We start from the raw sequence: 24,631 nt of genomic DNA, 5'->3' as shown, positions 1-24,631 counted from the left end.
GGATTCCCCCGCCGCCACCTGCCCCACTCCCTGCGCATATCAGGCGATGCTTACCGATCCCGCCTTCATCCGCCGTCTCGATTCGCTCTACCTGCTCGCGCGGAAGGTGTTGGGCGGTTCGTTGCAGGCCGATCGTAAGACGCGGCAGCGCGGCACCGGGATCACGTTCGCCGATTATTCGGAGTATTACCACGGCGCCGATTATCGCGCGATCGATTGGCGGGTCTTCGCCCGCTTCGAGTCGCTGGTGATCAAGCTCTTCGAACTCGAAGAAGACGCGACGGTTTATCTGCTAGTCGATTCGAGTCGATCGATGAACTCGAAATATCTCTACGCCCGCAAATTGGCGGCGGCGTTGGGGTACATTGCGTTGCGAAGTCTCGATCGGCTGGCCGTTTACGGGCTCGCCGATCGGTTGAATCCGCTGCTCGATGTCTGCCGCGGCGGGGCGAAGACGATCGAGTTTCTGCGAGCGCTTGATCGGGCGGAGACGTTCGGCGGCGACACTGACTTTACTTCTTGTGCGCGTGTGTTTCAGGCCCGCCATCGGCGGCGCGGCTTGGTGATCGTCGTCTCCGACTTCCTTTTCCCCGGAGGATTTGAAGAGGGACTGCGGTACCTGCAGTACCACAATCACGAAGTCTTCTGCCTGCAGGTGCAGGACGAGCATGATGTTCGCTGCGACTGGAAGGGCGACCTCGAACTTGAATGCGTCGAGACCGGCCAGCGGAAACGCGTGACGGTGACGCCGCGCGAGGCGCGGCGCTACGAACAAGCGGTCGCCGAGTGGAACGACGGGCTGCGGGCCTGCTGCGCGCGAACCGGCATCGGGCTGGCATCGACGCTGACTGATCCGCCGTTTGAGTCGGTGATTCAAGACATCCTCCGCCGCGGAGGACTCGTCGCATGAGTTTTCTGCAGCCGATGATGTTGTGGTCGCTGCTGGCGATCATTCCGCTGGCGGCGATCTACTTTCTGAAGGTCCGCCCGCAGCGGCGGCCGACGACGGCCTACTTTCTGTGGGAAAAGATCTTCCAGGAGAAGCGGGCGAGCAGCCTCTTCCAACGGCTGCGCGACGTGTTGTCGCTGATCTTGATGGCGCTGGCGGCGGCGGCCGTTTGTTTTGCGCTGGCTCAGCCCGAGTGGAACGATGATCGCCAAGATCTGCTGATTGTCGTCGACAACAGCGCATCGATGGGCGCGGGCGGCGGCGGGGCGACGCGGCTTGACGAAGCGAAGCGGCTGGCGGCGGGGTTGATCGAGGGGCTCAACGGCTCGCAACGCGCGGCGGTGGCGACGATTGGGCGGAATCTTACTTACCGCTCGCATCTCACGGACAACCCGCGCGAGTTGCTCAACGCGGTCGAGCAGATTGAAACGGCGCCGGAGACGCTGGCCGACAGCGCGCTTGCTGAACTGGCCGAGGCGGGGGCTACGAGCGATCGTCGCCGGATCTTGCTCGTGAGCGACGGCGCGTATGCCGCTGATCGAGTGGCGAAGGACATCGAGTTGTTCAAGGTTGGCGCTGCGGCGGAGAACATCGGCCTCGTGGCGGCCGACGTGGCGTACCTGCCGGGGGGCGACAATCGGTTGGGCGTTTACTTCCAAACGGCGTCGACGTTCAGCGAGCCGCAAGAATGCGACCTCACGCTGTCGCACGTCGGCGACGACGGGCAAGAGCAACTGCTGAAGGTGATTCCGCTCGAAGTGACGCCGGGCGTCAATCCGCCGGAACGGTTTACGTTGGAAGACGCTCCGGCAGGCCGGTGGATTGCGCGGATTGATCGCGACGATGCGCTCGCCGCCGACAACGTCGCCTATCTCGCGGTGCGGAAGCCGAAGCCGATCAACGTCGCCGTGGAATCGAGCGATCGATTCTTTCTGGAGAATAGCGTCGTCGCCTTTTCGGGGGATGATGCGCTGTTGAAACTTGTCGAGGATGGCGGCGCGGTGACGGTTGGGAAATCGATTTCTCCCGACGCTTCGCTGGCGGTGATCTTTCAGCCCGACGGAGAGTCGCCCTGGTGGAGCGAACTCGGCGACGAGGTTGAAGTTGGCGCCCCGCGCGTGTTGCATCCCGAGCATGCGGCCCTGGCTCACGTCGATGCGGCGACGATTCCGTTCGTCGGCGCTCGGCAACTGACGCCGGCGCCGGGGGCGCACGTGCTCGTCGCCGACGATTCCGGGCTGCCGCTGATTTACGTTGCCCGCCGCGATGGGCGGTCGGCGATCGTTGTGAATCTCGATCCGGTCAACGCTGAGTTCTACTTCAGCGCTTGGTTCCCCGTGCTAGTTCATTCGGCGGTGACTCACTTGGTCGGCCGCGAAACCCCGCTCGCCGCGAGCTACCGGCCGGGCGAAAAGATCCCGACGCTTGCTGCGTCGGAGGATGCGGAAACGACGCTGGTCGACGCCGCGGGCAAGTCGACGGCGGCAGCGGGCAAGTGGCGCGACTTGCCGTCGGCCGCCGGCTTCTGTCGATTGAAAAACGCCTCGGGCGATTGGGACGTCGGCGCCAGTTTGCTGTCGGAGCAGGAGTCGCTCGTCGATGGAATCAAAGCGGCCGACTCGCGGAAGCCGATTAGCCAGGGCCGTTCGCCGGTTCATTGGCTCACGCTGCTGGCGATCTTCGTACTGACGGGCGAATCGATTCTCTACCATCGGCGAAAGGTGGGCTAAGCCGATGATTGAATTCGTCTCTTGGCAGCCGCTCGTGTGGCTCGTCGCGATCGCGGCGCTGGCGCTCACGTTGCGTTACACGCTCGTCGATCGGCCGCGGCTGTTGCTGTGGGCGTCGACGGGATTGCGGGCCGCTGCGATTTTGTTTTTGATTCTCGCCCTATGCCGGCCGTTCATCGGCGACGAGGGGGATGACGCGCACGTGCTGTTTCTGGTCGACGTGTCGCAGTCGGTCGATCTCAAGCAGATTCCGGCAGCGTGCGATCAGATCGATCAGTGGATCGAAGGCTTGCGGAGCGGTGACAGCTGGTCGTTGTTCGCGCTAGGCAACGGCGTGCGCGAGTTCAAGACAACCGCGGAGTTGCGCGAGACGATCGGCAAGTGGCAGTCGGGCGTCGCGGACGACGAGTTTCGCAGCGCGACGCAATTGGCCGAATCGATTTTGGCGACGCGAGCCGCTTTCGCTGCGGGCAAAACGAGCCGGATGGTGCTGCTGACCGACGGCCAGGAAACCGACGGCGATTTGGCCGACGCGCTCGCCCAGGCGGAAGAGGAGGGGATCGACGTCCGCCGGCATCCACTCGCCGGCATTAGCGATGCCGAAGCGTCGGTGGTGGCGATCGAGCCCTCGTCGCGGCAAACGTTCTACGGCGAAGTGACGCGGATTGGCGTCACGCTCGCGGCGAACGCGCCGATCAAGGGCAACCTGCGTCTTGTTCACAAGGGCGTCGCTGTGCAACAGCGCGACGTGCAACTGACGGCCGACAAGCAGCAGACGGTCTACTTCGACGTCGATATGACGACGCCTGGCGCCAGCGTCTGGACGGCGGAATTGTTGCCCGAGGAAGATCGCTTCGTCGTCAACAATCAGGCGGCTTGCACGATTACGGTGCATGGCCGGCCACGGGTGCTGGCGATTCACCGCGAGCCGCGCGAGATGCGGCCGATTGCTCGCGCGCTCGTCGAGCAAGAGATTGAGCTCGAAGTGCGCGGAGAGCATGGGCTGCCGACGTCGCTGGAGGAGATGGCGGCGTTCGATTGCATCATGCTGGCCGACATGCCGGCGACCGCGATGTCGCCGCGGCAAATGCAAATGCTCAAGCAGTACGTCGTCGACCTCGGTGGCGGACTGATGATGCTCGGCTCGGAGAATAGTTTCGGTTTGGGAGGCTACTACAAGACACCGGTTGAGGAGGTGTTGCCGCTGATTTCGCGTTACGAAAAAGAAAAGGAAAAGCCGTCGCTGGCGATGGTGCTGGTGATTGATAAGTCGGGCTCGATGGATGGCCAGCCGATTCAACTGGCGCGACAGGCGGCGAAAGCGGCGGTCGAACTGCTCAGCCCGCGCGATTCGATTGCGGTCGTCGGGTTTGATCATGAGTCGCAGTTGATCTGCGAAATGACGAGTGCGGGGGACGTAGAATCGGTCCAGGCGGCGATCGACTCGCTGCAAGCGGGCGGCGGCACCTATATGTATCCAGCGATGGTCGAAGCGAAGGAAATGCTCGAAGCGACGCCCGCGAAGATTCGCCACATGATCTGTCTTGGCGACGGCCAGACGCAACCTGCCGACCACGAGGCCCTCGCCGAGGAAATGGCCGACGAGGGGATTACGGTGTCGACAGTCGCCCTCGGCGCCGCCGATACGCAGCTACTCGCATCGATCGCCGAGATTGGCCGCGGCCGCTTCTACCAGACCGACGATCCGAACAACGTGCCGCAGATTTTCACGAAGGAGACGATGCAGGCGACGAAGTCGGCGATCAAGGAAGATCTCTACGGCAGCGTGAAGACGAGCGATCATCCGTCGCTGAGCGGGTATGAAGATTCGGAGTTGCCGTTCACGCTCGGCTATGTGATGACCGAAGCGAAGCCGACCGCGCAGATGTTGCTTGCCGCCGAGACGGGCGACCCGCTGTTGGCGATCGGCCGTTACGGGCTGGGGACGGGCTTTGCCTACACGAGCGATCTCACGGAGAAGTGGGGAGGCGAGTGGCTGGCGTGGGACGGCTGCGGCAAGTTTTGGGCGCAAATGATTCGCAGCGTGCTGCGTCACAACGAAAGCGAAGGGGTCGAGATCACCGAACGCCGCGAAGGGGACCGCTGGACGGTCGACGTTCGTCGCACCGACCCGAGCGGGGCGCCGATGAATGGCGTGAAGTGGGATGCGGCGCTGATCGACGCCGAGGGGCTCGGCAGCGACGTGCAGATGCGCGAAGTCGGCCTCGGCCGGTATCAAGCGAGCGTGCCGGTGGAGAACCGTCAGAACATCTCGCTACGAGTGCGCGACGCCGATCACGACAAGATGTCGCTCCTCCATTGGCATCGGCCCTATCCAAACGAATATCGGCTGATGCAGGAGACGCCGCCCGCGCTTGCCGCTCTGCCGCTGGCGGCGACGCACACGGTGATCGACGAACTGGAGCCGGTGGTGCGGCAGCGGTCGATTGTGCATTACGCCTACTTCGCCGCGCTGGCGTGCATGCTGGGCGGCATCCTGTTGCGGCGGGTGTAGCGCACTTGCCTGCAGCAACCCGTCGCGTGGAAGATTGCTACGAGCCGTGCGCGGCGTCTCTAGCCTCTCGCGCCTACTTTCCGCCGACTTCGACTCGCTGGCGCGATTCGCGTTGCAGCTCGAAATAATGGTCGGCTCGAACGAACTCGATCTGCGGGTTCTTGCGCTTGAACTCGTTCATCAGCTCGACCAACCGTTCGGGCTGCAGCGGACTCCAGATATCCGCCTGATAGGCGGCAAAGCGAGGCGAATTGCCGTCGAGTTTCGCATGTTCAGCTTCGATCGAACGCCGCAGATCGTCGTAGGAACCAGCGTAAGGGATGATCAGCTTTTCAAAGCGAAGGCCGTTCTCTGCCACGCTTGATGCGACGGCGGGATCGTCCCTAAAGTTTTGCACCGTGACGCCGAGGAGTTCAGGGCAATTGGCGGCGAAGGATTGCCGCTGCATCGCGGTGAGATCGTCCCAGACCGTGACGACGCGCAACCCGGTTCGCTGCAGATAACGCGACGTAAACTTTGCGTACGCATCCATCCTGGCTTCGTCGTTCAGCGTGCTGCCGAGCGGCGCTCCAGGTTCGAGGAGCGTGTTGACGGGCATCGTGTAGCCCATGCCAGAGGGGCCGCAGACGAAGCAGTCGTTCGGCGTCGCCGTCGAATAGTAGTAGTTCAAGATTCCCGGTGCGACGTCGACGAGGCCGGGAGCAATCGTCCAGTTCAGCGGCTGCTGTCCGCGCACAGCGGCCGAGCGATCCCACTTGCGGCGCATTGCATGCTGGACGTACTGGATGTTGTCGCCATCGCTCAGGAAGAGAGCGACGTAGAGTTTGTTTTCCAGCGGAGGAGTTTTCGGCGTCGGCGGAATTTGAATCTCATGCGATCCGCCGGCGAACACCGTGGCGTTCATGAAGTGGTCGGACGGCATCGTGCCAATGCCATACCGCGTGGCGGTCGTGACGCCGGAGCGTTCGGTAGCGTGCCAGCCCAGGATCACGGCGTTGCCGACCGGCATGTCGGCCAAGAATTTCCCGAACAGTTCGCGCTCGCGGGGGATCCGGGCGTCGAGCCAGAGGGCTGCGGCCCCGCACGCTGCAGCGAGGTCGCGCGTATGATGATAGTCGCCGCCGCGGCCTTCGGGGCGGGCGCTCACGATGAAACGCTTCTCGCACGATGGCCAGTAGGCGTCGTAGAGGTGCTGATAAGTTTCGAAAGGACCCGCGAACGTCAGCGACGTTAAGTCTTCCAGTACTGGCAAGGAAATGCCGCGCTCTTGCAGCTTGCCGTAAACTTCACGCGTAACAGGCAGCGCCTTTCGCAACGCGGCGACCGTCGCGGCAAGATTTCGCATGTGGGGGTTGAGTTCGGCGTCGTACAGCACGACGCCAGCGACTTCCCCCGCAAAGTCAGCGATCAACGAGTACTTGTCGCTCTCGCTGATTGGCTGGGCGAGCTGTATCCCGACAGTTGGCGTATAGAACCAAGTTTCGGGGCCTTCTTCGCTTCGATGATTTAGCAGAGCGATGCGAGGTTGGCGGCGATTGGCGTGGCCGACTAGCGCGGAGAATGTGAGTTGCTCGTCGTGGGTGAGAATCCCGACGTCGATCGTTTCGAGCATGTTTGCGGGGGCTGGGAGCCGAGGGAGCGCCTGACCTTCCGGCCAGTCAATTGCTCCGGGCGGTTCCGCCGCTGCGTGCGTCGCAATCGCGAGGCAAGTCGCCGTTAGGAGGATGCGCGCAATAGATTCCGGTCGCTGCAATGTCGGCGTTTTAGAAGAGATACGGAGCTCTCTCCTGCGTTCGTTGTAGAGCATTTTTGCAGGATTCTCTCAGCAGGATTTGGTTCATCGCCACGGCCGCCGTCCGCTCAAGATAAACAGCCCGATGAAGATAAGGGCGTGCGCCTCACGCCAGCGGGGATGTGGCCGATCGCGTTGTTTTCGTGGAGCCGCCCGCACGCGTCGCCAAATTAGTTGGCGAGTCGCACGATGGGCTATCTGAGAGGCGCCTCAAGAGTTTGAGCGCATCCCGGAAATCTAAAAATACGCGATTACCGCGGGACGTGGCAACCATCGCGTCGCCCTGGTGCGAGAAGTGGAACTGCCGATGCGGGGCGGAGGCGACCGCTTGTCTACTGACGAGCGGCCGGGATGGGCAGCAGCGAGGGGCTTTTAAGTAATTGGCGGTGGCTTACCGAAATTCGTAGCTAGCCGTCGCGGTCAGTTGGCTGCGTTCACGTCATCGCCGGCGCTCGTGCCTAACGCTCGCCAAACGAAGCGGTCGGTGTCGTCACTGTAAAAGCCAGTCGATCCGTCGGCGCGCGTGGCCGTGACGCCGCCGGCGTGGAAGCTTCTGGCCGAACGGTTGATGTCGTCGGGGATCTTCGTGTTGACGACCGCATGATCGGGGTAGCGAGTATCGTCGCAGACGATGCCAACATCGGTGGGGCATCTCCACTCAATGATGTCGGCCGTCGGGCTGTTGGGCGGCCAGAGCGCACTAAAGCCATGGCTGCCGCGGCCGATCGAAATGTCGCCCATCGAGCCGAGCCAATCGTTTCCCGAGCCGGCGATTTCTCCCTTGCTTTTGATTAACTCAGAGAACATGAGGGTGTTGCTCGTGCCATCGGTGATTTCTTTCAGGCCGATGGCGCGGCCGTAGGCGAAGGGAGCTCCGCCGAATTCGACGCGTTCGCGTACCGGGGCGATCACCACCGCCGCCTGGCCGGTGCCCGTGTTGCCGAGGTTGGCGACGTAGTTGTAGTAGTAGCGATTCAACGCGTCATTGTTGTTGGCCGGATTGCCGTCGCCCGGTTGGTTGTAAATGCGGCCTTGTTGATCGGACGGGCAGTCGAACATGGGAATATAGAACGCCCGCGCTGCCTCATGATGCGCACCGAGGAAAGGCTTCTTCATGTCGAAGCCCTTGAACGCGGCATCTCCTTCCATATACGGGAGGATGAACACGAACCAAGTGTAGTCGTCGTACCAGGTGTTGCCGCCGCGCGACTGCCCAACGGCGTTGTTCGTGCCCTTTGGTAACTCGCGGAACGCCGACTCGTAGTTGAGCGTACCGAGCGAAATTTGCCTGCCGTTGTTCATGCACGATGAGCGACGGGCCGCCTCTCGAGCCGCCTGCACTGCCGGCAGAAGGAGGGCGACCAGGACGCCGATGATCGCGATCACCACCAGCAGTTCGACGAGCGTGAAGGCGCTGCGGTGGTGCGTGGCTTGACCCGCGCGGCCCGAATGCTTCGCTGAACCCCGCTTGCCAAAGCCGAGTTCATAGGAACGTGAATGAGTGCGAAGAGCAGCATGGAACGTCATGCGAAGATCTCCAACGAAGCGGCGACTGCCTGGGTAACGAGCGAACGAACGACGGGGGGCGGAGTCGCGAGGGACTCGCTCACACGGGCCCGTCGAGCGAAAAGTCTTGGGGGCCCGACGCGGAAATCTCGCGCTCGACGCCCTCTTTTAGGATGTGCTGCGGGATCGCATTCTTGCGCTCTGGTTCTGGATCGCCGCCGGGGCCGGGAATCGACTTGCCCGTCAGCACGAAACCGGAAAACGTGAAGACGTTGGCGCCGATCGGTACGTCCGCCAATTGGTAATTTCCCTCGATGATCTCGGCAGAACCTCCGTTGCCGGCCGTGGAGGCAACGGGGCGATAAGTGATCTTGCCGTTTTGAAGCAACGCGCCATTTACCTTTACCGTTCCCGAGACGCCGACGCCGGCGCTACTCCCGCATCCCACGAAGGTGGCTGCGGCGGAAGCAATGAGGAGCAGCGGCGCTGCTGCCCGCGATATCGAATAGCAATGTCTGCCCATGAAAATGTAAAGCGAGCTAAGTGCCGAAGGCGGCTCCCAACGAATGGGGGAGTCGCGACGAGGCTGATGAGAATGTCGATTAGTGTGATTGGTTAGTTTATCTGAAATTTAAACCTGTGCAATAGATTGTTTGCAGGTTTGTTGGGTGGCTGGGCGCTTCGAAGTGACTTTATGCCTGATTTGTGTCGGGTTTACGCGATTTTTCGCTGTGTTTCAGCGATCTGGCGAGTGGAGATAGACGAGGATTGTAGACTTGCTGACGTTGCGAGCATCCGGAGTTCCTCCAAAAAACTTTCCAAGTCACTTGCAGGTTTTTGGTGTTTGTTTATCATCTCACTTGCGGGCGCAATCGATAAAGTCGCGCTAACTTGTATCGATGCTCGCAGTAGAGACTTGTCAGGTTTTCTGAAAGTGACTTCGCACGGAAGTCCTCGGACAGTGACGCCCGTTCTGGGCGAATGCCCGAGGCGGCGCCATGAACGGCGTTCGCGGAAGAGCGGACGCGATGCGACGGAGCGCTCGCAACAACTCAGTTTCCTCGAATTGAGCTGCGACCTTGGTTGTGGTGCGCGATGGAGCCTCACGAAGGCCTCTCGCGTTCAGCGGCTTGGTTGCCAGTGTTGCGGTCAGGGCGACGTGCGACTTAGACGAACGTTAGACGCGCGCAGCGCACGATCGCTGAGCGTGAATCGAACACAGGTGGCTTCCTCTTCTACTTCTACGATTCGACACAGAATGGAAGGTTTTGTGCTATGAGGCTGCAAGCGAGTCGGCTGGCAGCGCTTTTGATCGCCGGATTGACGGCGGTCAGCGCTCGAGGCCAAACAAACGTTAATTGGCAGGGCGGACCGTCCAATAACAATTGGACGACCGTTTCCAATTGGAGCACGGGCGCGTTGCCGACAGGCGCCTTCGACGAGGTTGCCAACATCTCTAACGGCGGCACGGTGATCGTCAATTCAAACCTCGCGACGATCACGCCTCCCGATGGTCCGGCAGGCGCCGTGAATGTGACGAACAATTCGCGCCTCAGCGTCACCGGATCGGGCGCATTCGTGCTCGACGATAGCGGTCCGAATGTGAATGGAACCGCGACGTTTTCGGGCGGCGGCACGCTCGCGCTGACCGGCGCCGCTGCTTCCTTCTCCGCTCAAAGCGCCTCGTTCTCCGGTGGCGGCGTCTACGCTCCGGCGATCAACGGAGCGAGCCACGGCCTTGTTTCCGTGAACGGCACGCTCAGCTTGAATGGCGGAACGCTGCGTCCGTCGTTTGGGTTCACGCCGAGCGTGCCGCAGGGCTGGGTGCTGGCGGATGCTACGAACATCGACGGTGCGTTCGCGCTCGACGCATCGGCGGCGGGGTTGGCGTTTGGCCGGCGATTGGAAACCTCCGTGGTGAACGGCGGAACTCACGGGCGCCAGTTGCGGCTCGATTTGAAGGCTGTGTTGGGACTCACGGTCAACGCCGACACTGGCGCCGCCACGCTATCGAGCCCCACTGGCGCGGCAATCACTCTCACGGGTTATGGGATCAGCGGCCCGGCTGGTTCGTTGAAGCCGGCCACGTGGTCGTCGCTCACAACCCAACTCGGGGGCGGCTGGAATGTCGCCGGCACGCCGTCGACTTCAAGCCTCAACGAGTTGGGCGGGCCCGTTCCTCCGGGTAATACGACTCAAGCGAACCTCACGCTCTCGTCTGGCACGCGATCGCTCGGTACGCCGTTCGACACGTCATCGTTGCCGTTCGGCGTTGCACCGTCGCTGCAGTTTCAGTATGTGAACTCGGCGGGGCAGGTGGTTGTCGGCGACGTGCAGTACACCGGGCTGAAGGCAGTCAACTCGCTGCTGTTGACGGTCGATCCGGCTTCCGGACAAGCGAAGCTGACGAATAGTTCGCAGACGACGATCAGCCTGCAAGGCTATTCGATTTTGTCGGCGAGCGGTTCGCTCAAGCCGGCAAACGGCAGTTGGAGCAGCTTCCAAGATCAGGGGCGGCCGGGCGTCGATGAAGCGAATGCCACGGCGGCGCATCTCTCCGAGTTGATTCCACTGAAGGCGAACAGCATCACCCTGACGCCGGGACAATCGTTTGCGATGGGCGGCCTGTTCAACGCCGCCGGAACGCGCGACTTGAAGCTGCAGTTCCAGTACGCCGCTCCGCTGGCCGGCGATTTCAACAACGATGGATCGGTCAATCAAGCGGACCTGACGGTTTGGAAGAGCCAGTTTGGCACGACGCTCACGGGCGCCGATTTCCTGACGTGGCAACGCAACTTGGGGGCGACTTCTTCCGCTTCCGGTTCGTCCATTGCGAACGGCGTGGTGAAGTACGAGACGATTGCCTCGCTGGCAGCCGCCTCGGCAGTTCCGGAACCGGGCAGCCTGGCGTTGCTCGCCATGGGCGCCATCGCGATGGTCGCCAATCGGCGGCGAGCGTCAACTCGCTTTGCCGCGAGCGCTCGCTAACTTGCCGTCGCCGCGGTTCTCCTCATAAACACCACTCAATAAATAACAGCATAAATCATCAATAAGGAACTCTTGCAATGAATCGTTCTTACTACATTGCTGCAGCAACGCTTGCCGTGGCCCTCGTCGCTTCGACGAGCCGCGCCACCACGGTGATCAACATCGACTTCGGTTTGCAGGGCGATCATCCCGGCGGCGTCGTGAGTGCGCCGTACACCGGCGCTGGGGCTGCGTTTGATCCGAATGGCGGCACGACGTGGAACCCGGTCATCGTCGTGGATAACAATGCGTTCCAAGGGGCTCCCGGCGAGTTCGGTTTTTGGACGGCGGACGTCACGAAGCCAAACCTGTTGAATTCGCAGGGGGCGGCGACCTCGATCGGCGTCACGCTAACCGCGGACGCAGCGAACGGCACCGGCGCGTTCGGCATTTTGCAGGGTTCGCCGAATCTCGGCGCCGTGGCGACCAACGCGGTCGACCTGATGCGGGACTACGTCATCGGTTTCAATGTGCCGCAGAAGGTTGAACTCACCGGATTCGCACCTAACACGCAAGTCGACCTCTACTTGTACGGTGCGGGCGATACGAGCAACCGCGATACGCTGTTCACCGTCGTCGACGCCAATGGTTCGCACTCGGCAACGACGACGGGAACAATCACGGGCGATGGGAACAATCCCGTCACTCATACGCTAACGCTTGGCGGCGACTACGTCGTGCTGCCCGCGGTCGTTGCCGATGGCACGGGCAAGATCACGATCAGCTACTTCCATGGCGCCGGCTCCAATGAGGCGCCTTTCAATGGTCTGCAGGCGGTCTTCGGCGTGTTGCCTGGCGACGTGAACGGCGACAATCTCGTCAACATGGCGGATTACCAGCTCATTCGCAGCAACTTTCAGGCGACGGGCGCCACTCGCGCTCTCGGCGACTTGACTGGCCCACAAGGCGGCAACGTCGGCGACGGCGTCGTCGACTTCTTCGATTTCGCCCAGTGGCAACAGCATTTTCCGTCGGCGACCGGTGCGTTTGACGTTGTGCCGGAGCCGACTGGAATCGCGCTGGCCGCGATCGCCATGGGCGGAGTGGTTCAACTGCGTCGCCGCCAGCGTGCGGCGGCGCGTGCCTAATGCGCGAGGCGAGGTGCGGCGACTTCCAGCAGGAAGTCGCCGCCGTGATCAGTCGGACTTAGGGTTCTATCTCACTCTTGGTTTCTCATCTGAGGGGATCTCATGAAACGACATCTTTTGGCATGTGGAGCGTCGCTGGCGCTCTTGGCGACGGCTGCGACCGCCCAAGCAACGGTGGTGAACATCGACTTCGGCCTCCATCCCGATCATCCAAGCGGGGCGACGAGCGTGCTCTACAGCGGCACCGCGGCGGCGCCAGACGCGGGAACGGTTTGGAATGGCGTCCAAGTAACCGACAACAACGCGTTCCACGGGCCTCCCGGTGAATTCGGTTGGTGGTCGGCCAGCGTGAGCCAATCAAATCTGTTGAACTCAACCGGCGCACCGACGCCCATCGGAGTGAATGTCGTCGGCGTCGGGGAGCCGAACACCGGCGCTTTTGCCATCTTGGAAGGTTCGCCCAACTTGGGCGCCGTCGCCACCGATGCCGTTGGCCTGATGCGCGACTATCTCATCGGATTTAACGAGCCCCGGTTTGTCAACTTGAGCGGCTTCGCCCCAGGCACGTCGGTGAATCTGTACTTGTACGGCGCCGGCGACACGAGCAATCGCGACACGATGTTTTCGGTGACCGACGTCAACGGAACGCATACAGCGACGACGACCGGGACGATCACCGGCGACGGCAACAATCCGGTGACGCACACGCTGACGTTGGGCGGCGATTACGTTGTTCTCAATGGCATTCTGGCCGATGCGAACGGCGGGATCTCGATTTCCTACTTGCACGGAGCTGGATCGGGCGAAGGTCCATTCAACGGGCTGCAAGCCGTCTACAACAATGTCCCGGAACCAACATCGCTTGGATTGGCGGGGGCGGGACTCTGCGCGCTTCTGCTGCGGAGACGCAGGTAACCCGCGGTGCGCGGCCCAGTCTGGAGAAGCGGACTGGGCCGCGCCTAATTTTTCACGGCAACGATAGACACCGCCAGGGACGGGCGACTGAACGGAACAGAGGCGGCCTCCCGGGAAAACTGGGCATGCGCCGCGGTAGGGCAGAAGAGGTAAGAATGCGTTCGTGGTTTCGACGAGGCGTCCTGGCATGCGCGGCAGTTAGCGGAGTGGTACACGGCAATGCCGCGACTGCTGCCGAACTGTATGACGAGCAGTATCGACCCCAGTTCCACTTCAGCGCGAAGCAAGGCTGGTTGAACGACCCCAATGGTCTCGTGTACTTCGAAGGGAAGTACCACCTTTTCTATCAGCACAATCCGTTTGGAACGGGTTGGGGCAATATGTCGTGGGGACACGCCACGAGTCCCGACCTAATTCATTGGACGGAGAAGTCGCCCGCGATTGTCGGCGATCCAACGGGAGTGAAATTCAGCGGCACGGCGAATATCGACTACGCCAACACTGCCGGGCTGCAAGTCGGCAACACGCCGACGATGCTGCTGCACTACACCTCGGTTGGCTCGTTCGATCAGCGAATGGCGTACAGCACCGACGGCGGGAATAGCTTCCGCTACTACAGCGGTAATCCCATTCTGCCCGCGACGCCAAACAAGGACGACCGCGATCCGCAGGTTTTCTGGCACGAAGCGTCCAACAAATGGGTGCAGGCGCTGTGGGTGGCCGAGACGAATGCCCGCCCGTCGGGCATCGCGTTCTACGGTTCGCCAGATATGAAGAACTGGTCGTACCTCAGCGAAACGCCAGGCTACTTCGAATGCCCCGACATTTTCGAGTTGGCCGTCGACGGCAATTCCAACAACAAGCGGTGGGTCCTCTACGGCGCCGACGGCAAGTATCAGGTCGGGCAATTCAATGGGACGGCGTTCGTTCCTGACTCGCCGTCGCAAGGCAAGCTCACGCAAGACTACGGCGCCAACTTCTACGCCGCGCAGTCTTGGCACAACGTGCCGGCGAGCGATGGTCGCCGCATTCAGGTCGCATGGATGAATGGGGCCAGCTATCCCGGCATGCCGTTCAATCAACAAATGAGTTTCCCGGTGGAACTCACCCTGCACAGTACCGCGAACGGCATCCAGATGTATCGCGAGCCGATTGCAGAGATCTCTTCGCTGCACGGGGCCGAGCACGCGGTCAACAATACGACGCTCAGGCCAGGAACCAACCCGTTGGCTGGCCTCGCTGGAGAACAGTTCCACATCTCGACCGAGATCGAACTCGGCACATCGTCGTCGTTCGGCTTCAACATCCGCGGCACGCAAGTCAATTACAGCGTGGCTACGCAGACGCTTTCGGTGCTGGGGCGAACGGCGCCGCTCGCGCCGATCAATGGCCGCATCAGCCTGGAGCTGTTGCTCGACCGGTCGTCGTTGGAAGTGTTCGGCAACAGCGGCGCGGTTTCGTTGACGAGCGGTTTTCTGCCCTCGGCAAGCAATCAGCAGATCGGCATGTTTGCCACGGGGGGGAACGCACGGATCGTGTCGCTGTCGGCGTTCGAACTCAATTCGGCGTGGCCAGCGCAGCAACCGGCCGCGCCGCAAGGGCTGATCGGCAAGTGGAACTTCAACGAGCCGTCGCTTGCCGCAGGCTTCGTTGACAAAGCGGGCAACGACCTGCTGCTGTCGAACTCCGGGATCGCGTCGGGCGGAAGCGGCGTCGCAGGCAACGGCGCGAACCTCGACAACACCGGCGACTACGCTTTCGTACCCGACAACTCGCTGCTGAACGCCGACAGCATGAGCGTTTCGCTCTGGTTTCGTCCCGACGCAGCTGGGCAGAGCGCCAACATCGTCAACAAGTCGCGGGCGAGCGCGGGGAATTCTTGGGGGCTCGAACAACTGGCCGACGGCCGCCTCAAGTTTCTGGTGTCGACTGAGAATGGCGGTTCGACGGCGATTGTCACGCAACAAGCCGTGGCGATCAACGACTGGCATCATGCCGTTGCCTCCTACGATGCTGAACTTGGTCGACTGGAACTATTCGTCGATGGCAAGCTCGCGGCGGCCGGCGAAGGGGCGGTAAGCGGGCCGATTGCGTACGACAATAGCCCCATGTTCCTCGGCAAGCAGATGGTGGGGACCGGAAACGCCGCGAACGCGTTCGACGGCGCCGTAGACGAGATGCAGATCTACGGCAGCGCCCTCACGCCCGGCGAAATTCGATTCGTGAAGCTTCATCCCGACCTAGCGGCGACGCCCGACGTGTACGCTCCCGGGCCGCTGACGCTGCAGATCAATTCCGATACGGGGGCGACTTCGATCGTCAATCCGACGGGAAGTGCGTTGTCGATTAAAGGGTACTCCATCCACTCGAACGCCAACGGGCTGAACGTCGCCGGTTGGCAAAGTCTCGACGATCGTACCGGCGGCGAGTATGTCAATTGGCAGGAGGCGAATCCGACGGCGAGCAGCATCAGCGAGATCAACATCGTCGGGAGTTTGGCGATCGGCGCTGCGGGGCGTTTGGCTCTTGGTGCGCCGACGGCAGCGCTGGGTACGCCGAAGTTCGGGACGGCGGTTCGCAACACCGAGTATGCGTTTGAGTACCTGACCGCGACGGGGCTGGTGCAGCATGGGCTCGTCGAGTTGATGGGCAGCAACGCGACGAACAACCTGGTGATCACCGTCGATCCGTTGAGCGGACAGGCGACGCTTAAGAACGACTCGACCTACGCGGTCGGCCTGCTGGGGTACTCGATCACCTCGCAGAGCGGGGCGCTGCGGCCCGCCAATGGCGCTTGGACGAGTCTCGCTGATCAGGGATTTAACCAACTGCAAGAAGCGAACCCGAGCGCGACAAGCCTCTCAGAATTGGTTCCGTTTGCGGGCAATGCATTGGTGATCGCGCCGGGGCAGACGTTCACATTGGGAAGTCTCTTCAACGTGGCCGGCGACGATGACTTGCAGTTCCAATTCTATTTGTCTTCCAATCCATTGGAGGGCGATTTCAATGCCGATGGGGCAGTCAACGCGCTTGACCTGCAGGCTTGGAAGGCGGGATTCGGCACGGCTTACTCCGGCGACCACTTCGTTAAGTGGCAACGGAATTATGGTAAAACATCGGCACAGGCGGCGCCGGTGATTCTGCGCGGCGTTGTGCGGTATGGAACTGTCGGCGCCGTCGTGGCGAGCGTGCCGGAACCGGCGACCTGCTCGGCTGCGGTATTGGCGTTTCCCTTCGCGGCGGCGGTTGGCCGCAGGCGCCGTGCTGCACTGATTAGCATGAACGTCAACTAGCAACCATCACCACCTTGTTTTTTGAATCGATGTTCAACGTTTGTACTCAACGCTCGTCGCAATGGCTTCTGTTGTTCTCGGCGCTGTTGGCAGCTGCTGTATCCGCCAGTGTGCGCGCCGACGAATTTCTGTTTCCCAACGCAGACTTCGAGAGCGGAGCCCTCGAAGGTTGGGCGGTCGAGGGGGATGCGTTTCAGCACCAGCCGACGAAGGGCGACAATCCACAAGTGCGCGGTCGCGAATCGAGCGCTCTTGAGGGCGAGTTTTGGATTGGCGGATTTGAGAAAGCGACGGGCCGCGAAGGCCGCCCAGGCGATGCCTTTACCGACGACGCCGTCGGTACGCTCGTTTCGCCTGAATTCACCATTAAGAAGCCGTTTATCAGTTTCCTGATCGGCGGCGGAAATCATGCGGGGAAGTCGGGCGTGAAGCTCCGCTGCGATGGCGAGGAGATCGATCTTGCCACGGGCTCCGATTCAGAAACGATGTCGCGGACCAGCTATGACGTCTCGCGCTTCCTCGGGAAGCGTGCGCAACTGATCGTGTACGACAATGTGCGCGGAGGTTGGGGGCACATTAACGTCGATTCGTTCACCGGGACCGACAAGCCTGCGGCGGGTTCGATGGGCGAGTTCGCGCTGCAGGAAGGTATTCCCGCCTCGCCGGGCGACGATGATTCCTACAGCGAGCCGTTGCGGCCGCAGTTTCATTTCAGCGCTCGCAAGGGGTGGCTCAACGATCCCAACGGGATGATGTTCGACGGCGAGAAGTATCATCTCTTCTTTCAGCACAATCCGCTCGCGCCTGTGTGGGGCAACATGACCTGGGGGCACGCGACGAGCCCCGACATGGTGCATTGGACGCAGCAAGATCATGCGCTGCTGCCGTATCGGGTCGATCGGCAACCAGGAACGATTTTCTCGGGCACGGCGGTCGTCGATCACAACAACAGCCTCGGCAAGCAGCGGGGCGATCAGAAAACGCTCGTGGCGTTCTTTACCTTTGCGGGCAAGCCGAAGTTCTACCAAGCGATGGCCTATAGCACGGATGGCGGTAAGACTTGGTCGTATTGGAACGACGGCCGCGCGGTGGTCGAGAATCAGGGATTCGACGATGGCGAGCGCGATCCAAAAGTCTTCTGGCACGAGCCGAGCGGCAAGTGGGTGATGGTGCTGTGGGTGAAGCAGAACCCAGGAAAGGTGCGATTCTTTACTTCCGACGATCTTGTGCATTGGGAGCACGCTTCAGATCTCGATCGCGAATGGGCGTTTGAATGTATGGATCTGGTGTTCCTGCCAGTCGATGGCGACAAGAACGAGATGAAGGCGGTCATCTACGACGCCAGCTTCGACTACGAGGTGGGAACGTTCGACGGGCGCGAGTTCCACACCGAGTCGGGGCCGCACGTTGCCGGCGGCGGCAACTTCTACGCGGCTCAGTCGTTTAACGACATGCCAGACGATCGCGTCGTGCAGATCGGTTGGATGCGCGGCGGGCCCAACGCTGCGGAGAAGTATGGCCTGCCGTTCAACCAACAAATGGCGTTTCCGTACGAGCTGACGCTGCGGCGCATCGGCGGAGAGCTCCGCCTCGCCGGGCAGCCGATCGACGAGATCGGCAAGCTCGTCGACCAATCGTCGGTGCTCCAAAACGTCACTCTTAGCGATGGTGAGAATTTGCTCGCCGATCAGCCGCCGCTTGATCTGGTCGACCTCGAAATCGAGTTCGTCCCGGGAACGGCGAAAGATTTGGAAATCCGTCTGGCGGGAGCGTTGCTGAAGTACGACGTCGCGGGGCAGCGTTTGCTTCAGCGGGCGGTCGACGATGGGGGAAACGCGACCGAAATCGTTGTCTTAGACAATTTGACGCCGCGCGACGGCGTCGTGAAGTTACGTTTTTTGATTGACCGGTTGTCGGTCGAGTCGTTTGCGTTCGACGGCGAACGATTCTTCGCGGCTTACTACGCGCCACAGGATCGCAACGCCGCTCCGTCGATCACCGCCCAAGGGGGCGAGGTCGAAGTGAAAAAACTCGAAGTCCGGCGGCTCAAATCGGCTTGGACCGGAGGTTAGGGCTGTTTCTTCGGGTTAGGCAATGTTGTACGCCCATGAGGTTGCGAGTTAGACGTTCGGTAAGCGTGGCTCTATAATCCCCTTCGCCGTGGACCACCATGTTGCATTCCCGCCCCGTTGAACGCCAATCTGCTGCCCGAGCTGCCGCCGTCATTGGCGCCAGTTTGGGCACGGCCAATGTATCGACCGCTATGGGAACGAGCACCAGCAAACATCGCCGAATCGTCGACGCGGTGCGAGATCGCATCCGCAGCGGCGCGCTGCAACCTGGCGACCGAATTCCGTCGGACACCGAATTCGTGCGCGAGTTCGGCGTTTCGCGGCCGACCGTAGCCAAAGCGCTGCAGGAGCTTCAGGCCCACGGTCTGGTGCAACGCAAAGTCGGCTCGGGGACGTTCGTGCTTCGCAGCGAAGTACAGATGCCGCGCAGTTTCGGCCTGCTGATTTCCGGGCTGGGGAAGACGGAGATCTTCGAGCCAATTTGCGCTCAGATGGCGGCCGCGGCGCAAGATTACGGTCATTCAATTCTGTGGGGGGCCGACGTTCGCCGTAGCGATCCTAGCGGCGAGGCCGACTTTGCGCTGTCGCTGTGCAACCACTTTGCTCTCAGCAACGTCGCCGGCGTGTTTTTCGCGCCGGTGGAACTCGTCGAAGGGCAGGAGGAAGTCAACGACAAGATCATCGCGACGCTCACGAAAGCAAAGATCCCTGTGGTGCTGCTCGACAGGGACTACGTTCCCTATCCGGAACGGAGTACGTTTGATCTCGTCGGCGTCGACAACCGTCGCGTCGGCTACATGATGACGCGGCATTTCTTTCAACGAGGATGCGAGCGGGTCATTTTCGTCGCGCGGGAACACTCGGCGTCGACCATCGACGCGCGGATCGCGGGGTTCACGGAAGCCGTCGTCAAACATTCCGGCGCGTTCGACTCGAAGCTGGTCCACCGCTGCGATCCGCGCGACCTGACGCAATTGAAGAAGGTTATCGATCGGCTCAAGCCAGACGGCATTGTGTGCGGCAACGACGTCACGGCTGGGCAGCTGATGCACAGCCTTGATCAGCTTGGGCTAAAAGTTCCCGGCGACGTACGCGTTGCTGGCGTCGACGACGTGAAGTACGCGGAATTGCTGCGCGTTCCGTTGACCACCGTGCGCCAGCCCTGCGTCGCGATTGGCGAAGCCGCGTTTCGGGCGATGCTCGATCGCGTTGAGTCGCCCGATGCGCCGGCGCGCGACATTCTGCTAGGGTGCGAACTGGTTGTTCGCCAGTCGACGGCATAGCGATGCGGCTGAAGAGTAGCAGCGCTATTTCGAGCTACACTGAGCGGATCAGTCCGCGTTCGCATCGAACTCGGGAATCTTCGGCGCAGTCGTTGAAATCGAAGCCGGTGTTCGCTGCTGAATCGCTTCAATGCGTTGCCGCATTTTTTGAACCGACGCCTTGTCCGGGTGAACGCTGAACGACAGCGAGAATTCCCGGGATTCTCCCGGCTTCAGCGTGGGCACCCGGCCGAAATGGCGTTCCACCCAGCGATTGAAGGGAAATCCGGTTCCCGGCTCCAGGCCCGTGACGTACCCCTCTGCCTGCGAGGCAGTGTTCTTCCACACGGTGAGATAAGGCAGTTGGTTGATGTTCCAACTGACGCTCGCGCCGCGCGAGCCGGAGGCGTTCTCAATCATGACGCTCGTTGAGCCGTCCGCGTCGCCGGCTGCGTGGGCTAGGTAAACCTGTTCCACGAAGCCGGGCGTCGGGCCTTCGCAAGTGTTCCAGCGGTCGACGCCTTCCGCCGCACGGTCGTTCATTGGCTCGAGGCTTTCGATTGCGCTGACGATGCGAGATCCTTTCTCGAGGATCGGCGGACCGTAGTTCGTATGATAAATCAATTGAAATTCTTGAGGACTGCCGCCGAGATTGGTGACGCGATCGTGAATCTCGATCGACTCGGTTCCGGGAACCGTCGACACCTCAGCTTCGAGCTTGAGGTTCGGGCCGTGAAATGAACGCTCAAACGCCGTTCCCTTGATGCGGATGCGATGGGGCGGCGCGTCGTCGACGGAGAAGACGACGCGCGACGCCGGCGTGTTGCCGATCTTGCCGTGGAGCGTGAGCGTCAGTTCGCCTTTCTCGCCCGTGTTGGTGGTGAACGTGTCCTTTCCCGGATGCCCGGCGAACTCGAGGCCGCAGCGGCACATCCATTCGTTGAAGCCGTCCAGCCACCCTAGGCCGCTGCGACTTTCGAGATCGATGAATTGCGGGTGGACGATCTCGGTCACCGGCGACTTCCAGCCAACGGGAAACTTCGCATTCGCAACCTGCTCAAGAAAGACAACGCTCAGTCCGCGCGTGGGAGAGACGCCGAAGCGGAGCTTCCCGTTGCTCACAACAATGAGTTCGGTTCCTTCTTGCTTGCCGCCGTGCAGGAGCTGTTTCTCGACTCGCCAAGGACCCGTTCGCAGTTGCGGAAAATCAGTTTCTGACTTTTCGAACTCGGAAACGTTAATGTTCGCGGCGGAGTCAATCAGCACAAACTCGGAAGCGTGCAGAACGTGCGCCGATACGGCGACGATCGTAAAAAGCATGCACAGCAATCTCTTCACGGCTTCTGTTCCCTGGGCAAGCGAGCAGTGCGGCGTCGAGTGCGACTCGTTGCGATACACGTCGAATGGAGCGATGACAAGCGATTGAGCGAGCGAGGAGGTCGGCCGCGTCTCCATCGTAGGTTAATACAGACGCCGTCGATTGCAATCGGCGAACGACGGCGGACAGTCCGTGCGAGCCGCTTCGGAGCGTACGAGCGTGCAAAAATCCGCGGAAAACTGCACAAAAACGGCGGCAGTGACTCTCGGAGCCCTGACTCATCGGGCTTGCTCAATCCGAGGTCTTTGAAACCACGGCGAGGATTGTTTGCTCGCGTTCCTGAAGAAGCCGTCCCTGGAGATTCAACATCCGGTTGTAAAACCAGAGCGCGAGCGGTAGTTCGAGGGCCGTCAGCAGTAGGTAGATTGGAACGCCGTGGATCGACGTGATCGCGCCGGCGAACTGTTCCGCAGCTAACGCCAACGCCGCAGGAAGAAACGCCGCCGGGACCAGGAGGATCGCCGCCAGTTGCCAGGCGATCACGCTCGCGCTCATCGATACCGGCTTCATCGTTCCGGCCGCCATCCCCATGGGGGCGACGATGGAAGTGAAGTTGCTGATCGTGAAGTAGACGAGGTACGCGACAATAATTTGCAACAGCGTGGCGGCGATGTGGACGAACTCCAACTTTCCGACGAAGCCGCAGAATACAACGAGTAATGCGCTGAGCACGCTAGCGAGGGGAAAGAGCCCCACGTTCTTGCCGAGCAAGATATCGCGTCGCGGCGCCGGCGCGAGGACGTATGCGCGGAAGCCATGCCGATCGAGGCCGAACATATTGAGCATCATTTGCGCCATTCCGAACAACGACATTCCCAGCGCGCCGATGCCGATCCAGGGGCGAACGACCGCGGGAAGCTTGCCGATGGCTCCGGTGGCCAACATCGACCCAAAGACGCAGGCGAAGATCAGCGGCGTTAGCAGCGCCATCTTTGCTTCCGGCGCACGAAGAAGCGAGCGAAATGTGGCGAGCGCTGTGGCGGTTTGCGTTTCAGTCAAAAACGGGATTCGTTTTTCTAGCAGGGAACCCGTGACGAATGCTTGTGTTCGACGCTGTGTTACGGGCTGGTAGACGCTGTTGTGAGCGCCAGTGTAGGTACGAAGCGTACTGCGATAAGCGAGCGCCAGGCTAGCCGCGCCGATAGTCGACATGCCCAAAACGCATAGCCACGGCGAGACGACGGCGCCAGACGCGGCCGCACTCGCTCCATGGGGAAGCCAGCCGATCGGCAATGCCGCATTGGCGAGGGACGCGGTGCGGTTGGTCGCCGCCGTTTTAGCAGCGCGAAACGCCGCTCGTTGCTGTTCCGACTCTCGCTGGCTGGCTTCGACGGCGGCAGTGTACTCTTCAGGCCCAATCTCTTTGCGTTCAAGTTGCTGCTGAAGTTCGGTCAGGCGCTTTGCTTCTGCGTCGTTTTGTTGTTGATAGGCAGTCGCACGCGATTGTGAGAGCCTTAAATTGACCAGATTGGGGAGCTGAAAAATCAGCACGAAGAAGGCCGTTGTGACGGCGATGACCGTTCCCCGTGTGCGTTTGTTCTCCATTAGCCGCGCGAGCCAGCCGCGCAGCTGGTACGACACGGCAGTCACCATCAGGAGGAATGACGCCAGCAGCGCGAAGACGACCAGCGAATTGATTCCGAAATGCAGAACCGAGGCAAGGCAAAAGCCGAGCATCGGCGGCAGGAACAGTAGCACCGTCAGGCTGACGAGCGAACTCGCGTAGTTCAGGAAGAAGGCGCCCGACAGCGAGACTGGCAGGTGGAGCAGGTTGCGGAGCGAGAGCAATTCCGAGCGCTGCAACTCGACCATCAAGGCGACTGCCCACGCGAACAAAAACGCGGCGGCGAGTACATCCCACGCGTACATGACATAGAACGGTTCGACCTTTTCGAGAAAAAACTTGCCGCCGATCATGGCGAGCACGAACATGCCGAGCGAGCCAATTGCTGCGAGAATCATCACGGTGAACAAGATGATTCTGTTGGCGAGGCCGGCCTTGCGAAACCGATTGGCCATGATCTGCCAACGGACGCGAATGATGGCGTTCAGATGGTTGAGATTCATGATGCGCTGCCCTCGCTCGATGATTCGACCGGCAAGACTGCCGATGGCGCGTCGGCGCGAACGGGGCTATCTTTCAGCCAGGCGAGGTCAATCTGCTCGGCATCGGGCCGCCCCACCTTCTCCAAGAAGCGTTGTTCGAGCGAACTGCCTCGGCGGAGTTCCTCCAGCGAGGTTTGTTCGACCAGCTGGCCGTTAGCGATGATGCCGACATGCGTGCAAATGCGTTCGATGATTTCCAGCACGTGGGACGTAATGAATACCGTCGAGCCGCGGCCGACGTAAATCGAAAGGATGTCGCGGATGACGCGCGACGTCACGGCGTCGACGCCTTCGAATGGTTCGTCGAGAAACAGCAGATCGGGGTTCGGTAGGATCGCTGCAGCGAGCGCAAGCTTCTTTTTCATGCCGTGCGAGTATTCGACGGTGAGCTTCTTCTCAACCCCTTCGAGCTTGAGCAGCGAGAGGAGTTCTTCCGAGCGCGTGCGGATCGTACCGAGATCCATCGAATACATGCGCCCCGTGAAGGTGAGGTACTCGCGGGCCGTAAGATTGTCGAACAAAGCGAGGTCTTCCGGAACGACTCCCGTGCGCTGCTTGATCGCGATCGATTCGTCTCTGTTCCAGGGATTCTTGCCGAGCAGAGAGATTTCGCCGGACGAGGGGACGAGAATGCCCGTCAGCATCTTGATCGTCGTCGATTTGCCGGCGCCGTTCGGCCCCAGAAACCCGTACAAGCTGCCCCGCTGCACGGCGAGATTGACGGACTTGACCGCTTGGACGTCGTCGAAGTACCGAGTGAGTTGTTTCGTTTCGATGGCTAGCGTCATGGGGGCGGGCGCGATCGAGGGGATGTTCGGCGTGCTGAGTCGCAACAATGCCACGCTGTGGTAACGGTTCGCGCTATGGGGCAGCGTGCCGTAAATGACCCAAGCGTAGCAAGGAACAAACTGAATAGCTAAAAAAACCTGCGGATAGGCAGAACTGTAGCGACAACGAGCTTGCAGCGTCTCGCGTTGCGGAAGTTTTTGAGCCGGCGT

At 61.1% G+C, this 24,631-nt stretch carries 15 protein-coding genes; 9 read left to right on the top strand and 6 right to left on the bottom strand.

Features of this window, described 5'->3' with window-relative positions:
• Nucleotides 1–46 precede the first annotated feature (46 nt).
• The 3 genes from PLANPX_RS21300 to PLANPX_RS21290 are packed head-to-tail and all read left to right on the top strand — an operon-like array spanning nucleotide 47 to nucleotide 5,194.
• Entirely contained in the window at nucleotides 47–910 is an 864-nt protein-coding gene (locus PLANPX_RS21300; protein WP_152100672.1) for a DUF58 domain-containing protein, read from the top strand.
• Nucleotides 907–2,679, top strand: coding sequence for a vWA domain-containing protein (locus tag PLANPX_RS21295; RefSeq protein WP_152100671.1), 1,773 nt, complete (start codon nucleotides 907–909; stop codon nucleotides 2,677–2,679). Before PLANPX_RS21300 ends, PLANPX_RS21295 begins: the two co-directional genes overlap by 4 nt.
• A gap of 4 nt (nucleotides 2,680–2,683) precedes the next feature.
• A complete protein-coding gene (locus tag PLANPX_RS21290) occupies nucleotides 2,684–5,194 on the top strand; it encodes a VWA domain-containing protein (protein ID WP_152100670.1) in 2,511 nt (836 codons plus the stop codon).
• A 73-nt stretch (nucleotides 5,195–5,267) separates the two neighbouring features.
• Here PLANPX_RS21290 and PLANPX_RS21285 read toward each other — a convergent pair whose 3' ends face one another.
• The 3 genes from PLANPX_RS21285 to PLANPX_RS21275 form a co-directional block, all read right to left on the bottom strand.
• Nucleotides 5,268–6,806 (bottom strand): GxGYxYP domain-containing protein, encoded by a 1,539-nt coding sequence (locus PLANPX_RS21285; protein ID WP_172992227.1) that lies wholly within the window; start codon nucleotides 6,804–6,806, stop codon nucleotides 5,268–5,270.
• Nucleotides 6,807–7,406: 600 nt separating this feature from the next.
• Nucleotides 7,407–8,513, bottom strand: coding sequence for a DUF1559 domain-containing protein (locus PLANPX_RS21280; RefSeq protein ID WP_152100668.1), 1,107 nt, complete (start codon nucleotides 8,511–8,513; stop codon nucleotides 7,407–7,409).
• A 79-nt stretch (nucleotides 8,514–8,592) separates the two neighbouring features.
• Nucleotides 8,593–9,015: a hypothetical protein gene (locus PLANPX_RS21275; protein ID WP_152100667.1), complete on the bottom strand. Its 423-nt coding sequence runs from the start codon at nucleotides 9,013–9,015 to the stop codon at nucleotides 8,593–8,595.
• Nucleotides 9,016–9,767: 752 nt separating this feature from the next.
• Between PLANPX_RS21275 and PLANPX_RS21270 the strand changes: the two genes are divergently transcribed.
• From PLANPX_RS21270 to PLANPX_RS21245, 6 genes are all read left to right on the top strand, one after another.
• Nucleotides 9,768–11,480: a PEP-CTERM sorting domain-containing protein gene (locus tag PLANPX_RS21270; protein WP_152100666.1), complete on the top strand. Its 1,713-nt coding sequence runs from the start codon at nucleotides 9,768–9,770 to the stop codon at nucleotides 11,478–11,480.
• A gap of 77 nt (nucleotides 11,481–11,557) precedes the next feature.
• A complete protein-coding gene (locus PLANPX_RS21265) occupies nucleotides 11,558–12,607 on the top strand; it encodes a hypothetical protein (protein ID WP_152100665.1) in 1,050 nt (349 codons plus the stop codon).
• A 102-nt stretch (nucleotides 12,608–12,709) separates the two neighbouring features.
• Nucleotides 12,710–13,522 carry a PEP-CTERM sorting domain-containing protein gene (locus PLANPX_RS21260; protein ID WP_152100664.1) on the top strand — a complete coding sequence of 271 codons (813 nt, stop codon included), beginning with the start codon at nucleotides 12,710–12,712 and terminating at the stop codon, nucleotides 13,520–13,522.
• A 155-nt stretch (nucleotides 13,523–13,677) separates the two neighbouring features.
• Entirely contained in the window at nucleotides 13,678–16,815 is a 3,138-nt protein-coding gene (locus tag PLANPX_RS21255) for a LamG-like jellyroll fold domain-containing protein (RefSeq protein ID WP_172992226.1), read from the top strand.
• A 29-nt stretch (nucleotides 16,816–16,844) separates the two neighbouring features.
• Nucleotides 16,845–18,887, top strand: a complete 2,043-nt coding sequence (locus PLANPX_RS21250; protein ID WP_152100662.1) for a glycoside hydrolase family 32 protein — start codon at nucleotides 16,845–16,847, stop codon at nucleotides 18,885–18,887.
• Between the two features lie 98 nt (nucleotides 18,888–18,985).
• Nucleotides 18,986–20,170 carry a LacI family DNA-binding transcriptional regulator gene (locus PLANPX_RS21245; protein ID WP_152100661.1) on the top strand — a complete coding sequence of 395 codons (1,185 nt, stop codon included), beginning with the start codon at nucleotides 18,986–18,988 and terminating at the stop codon, nucleotides 20,168–20,170.
• Between the two features lie 48 nt (nucleotides 20,171–20,218).
• Here PLANPX_RS21245 and PLANPX_RS21240 read toward each other — a convergent pair whose 3' ends face one another.
• The 3 genes from PLANPX_RS21240 to PLANPX_RS21230 form a co-directional block, all read right to left on the bottom strand.
• Nucleotides 20,219–21,604, bottom strand: a complete 1,386-nt coding sequence (locus PLANPX_RS21240; protein WP_152100660.1) for an aldose 1-epimerase family protein — start codon at nucleotides 21,602–21,604, stop codon at nucleotides 20,219–20,221.
• A 154-nt stretch (nucleotides 21,605–21,758) separates the two neighbouring features.
• Nucleotides 21,759–23,594: a hypothetical protein gene (locus PLANPX_RS21235; protein ID WP_152100659.1), complete on the bottom strand. Its 1,836-nt coding sequence runs from the start codon at nucleotides 23,592–23,594 to the stop codon at nucleotides 21,759–21,761.
• The gene (locus PLANPX_RS21230; RefSeq protein WP_232536211.1) at nucleotides 23,591–24,475 is read right to left on the bottom strand and encodes an ABC transporter ATP-binding protein; all 885 of its coding nucleotides are present in this window, start codon (nucleotides 24,473–24,475) and stop codon (nucleotides 23,591–23,593) included. Before PLANPX_RS21230 ends, PLANPX_RS21235 begins: the two co-directional genes overlap by 4 nt.
• Nucleotides 24,476–24,631 lie beyond the last annotated feature (156 nt).

Source organism: Lacipirellula parvula, from assembly GCF_009177095.1.
GTDB lineage: Bacteria > Planctomycetota > Planctomycetia > Pirellulales > Lacipirellulaceae > Lacipirellula > Lacipirellula parvula.
This window is presented reverse-complemented; position numbering and strand designations above follow the sequence as displayed.

What these genes read in the sequence shown, in the direction of transcription:
- PLANPX_RS21300 (WP_152100672.1), top strand. Translation starts at nt 47, where the DNA reads ATGCTTACCGATCCCGCCTTCATCCGCCGTCTCGATTCGCTCTACCTG.
- PLANPX_RS21280 (WP_152100668.1), bottom strand. Translation starts at nt 8,513, where the DNA reads ATGACGTTCCATGCTGCTCTTCGCACTCATTCACGTTCCTATGAACTC.
- PLANPX_RS21285 (WP_172992227.1), bottom strand. Translation starts at nt 6,806, where the DNA reads ATGCTCGAAACGATCGACGTCGGGATTCTCACCCACGACGAGCAACTC.
- PLANPX_RS21260 (WP_152100664.1), top strand. Translation starts at nt 12,710, where the DNA reads ATGAAACGACATCTTTTGGCATGTGGAGCGTCGCTGGCGCTCTTGGCG.
- PLANPX_RS21275 (WP_152100667.1), bottom strand. Translation starts at nt 9,015, where the DNA reads ATGGGCAGACATTGCTATTCGATATCGCGGGCAGCAGCGCCGCTGCTC.
- PLANPX_RS21295 (WP_152100671.1), top strand. Translation starts at nt 907, where the DNA reads ATGAGTTTTCTGCAGCCGATGATGTTGTGGTCGCTGCTGGCGATCATT.
- PLANPX_RS21235 (WP_152100659.1), bottom strand. Translation starts at nt 23,594, where the DNA reads ATGAATCTCAACCATCTGAACGCCATCATTCGCGTCCGTTGGCAGATC.
- PLANPX_RS21245 (WP_152100661.1), top strand. Translation starts at nt 18,986, where the DNA reads ATGTTGCATTCCCGCCCCGTTGAACGCCAATCTGCTGCCCGAGCTGCC.
- PLANPX_RS21265 (WP_152100665.1), top strand. Translation starts at nt 11,558, where the DNA reads ATGAATCGTTCTTACTACATTGCTGCAGCAACGCTTGCCGTGGCCCTC.
- PLANPX_RS21270 (WP_152100666.1), top strand. Translation starts at nt 9,768, where the DNA reads ATGAGGCTGCAAGCGAGTCGGCTGGCAGCGCTTTTGATCGCCGGATTG.
- PLANPX_RS21250 (WP_152100662.1), top strand. Translation starts at nt 16,845, where the DNA reads ATGTTCAACGTTTGTACTCAACGCTCGTCGCAATGGCTTCTGTTGTTC.
- PLANPX_RS21255 (WP_172992226.1), top strand. Translation starts at nt 13,678, where the DNA reads ATGCGTTCGTGGTTTCGACGAGGCGTCCTGGCATGCGCGGCAGTTAGC.
- PLANPX_RS21240 (WP_152100660.1), bottom strand. Translation starts at nt 21,604, where the DNA reads ATGGAGACGCGGCCGACCTCCTCGCTCGCTCAATCGCTTGTCATCGCT.
- PLANPX_RS21290 (WP_152100670.1), top strand. Translation starts at nt 2,684, where the DNA reads ATGATTGAATTCGTCTCTTGGCAGCCGCTCGTGTGGCTCGTCGCGATC.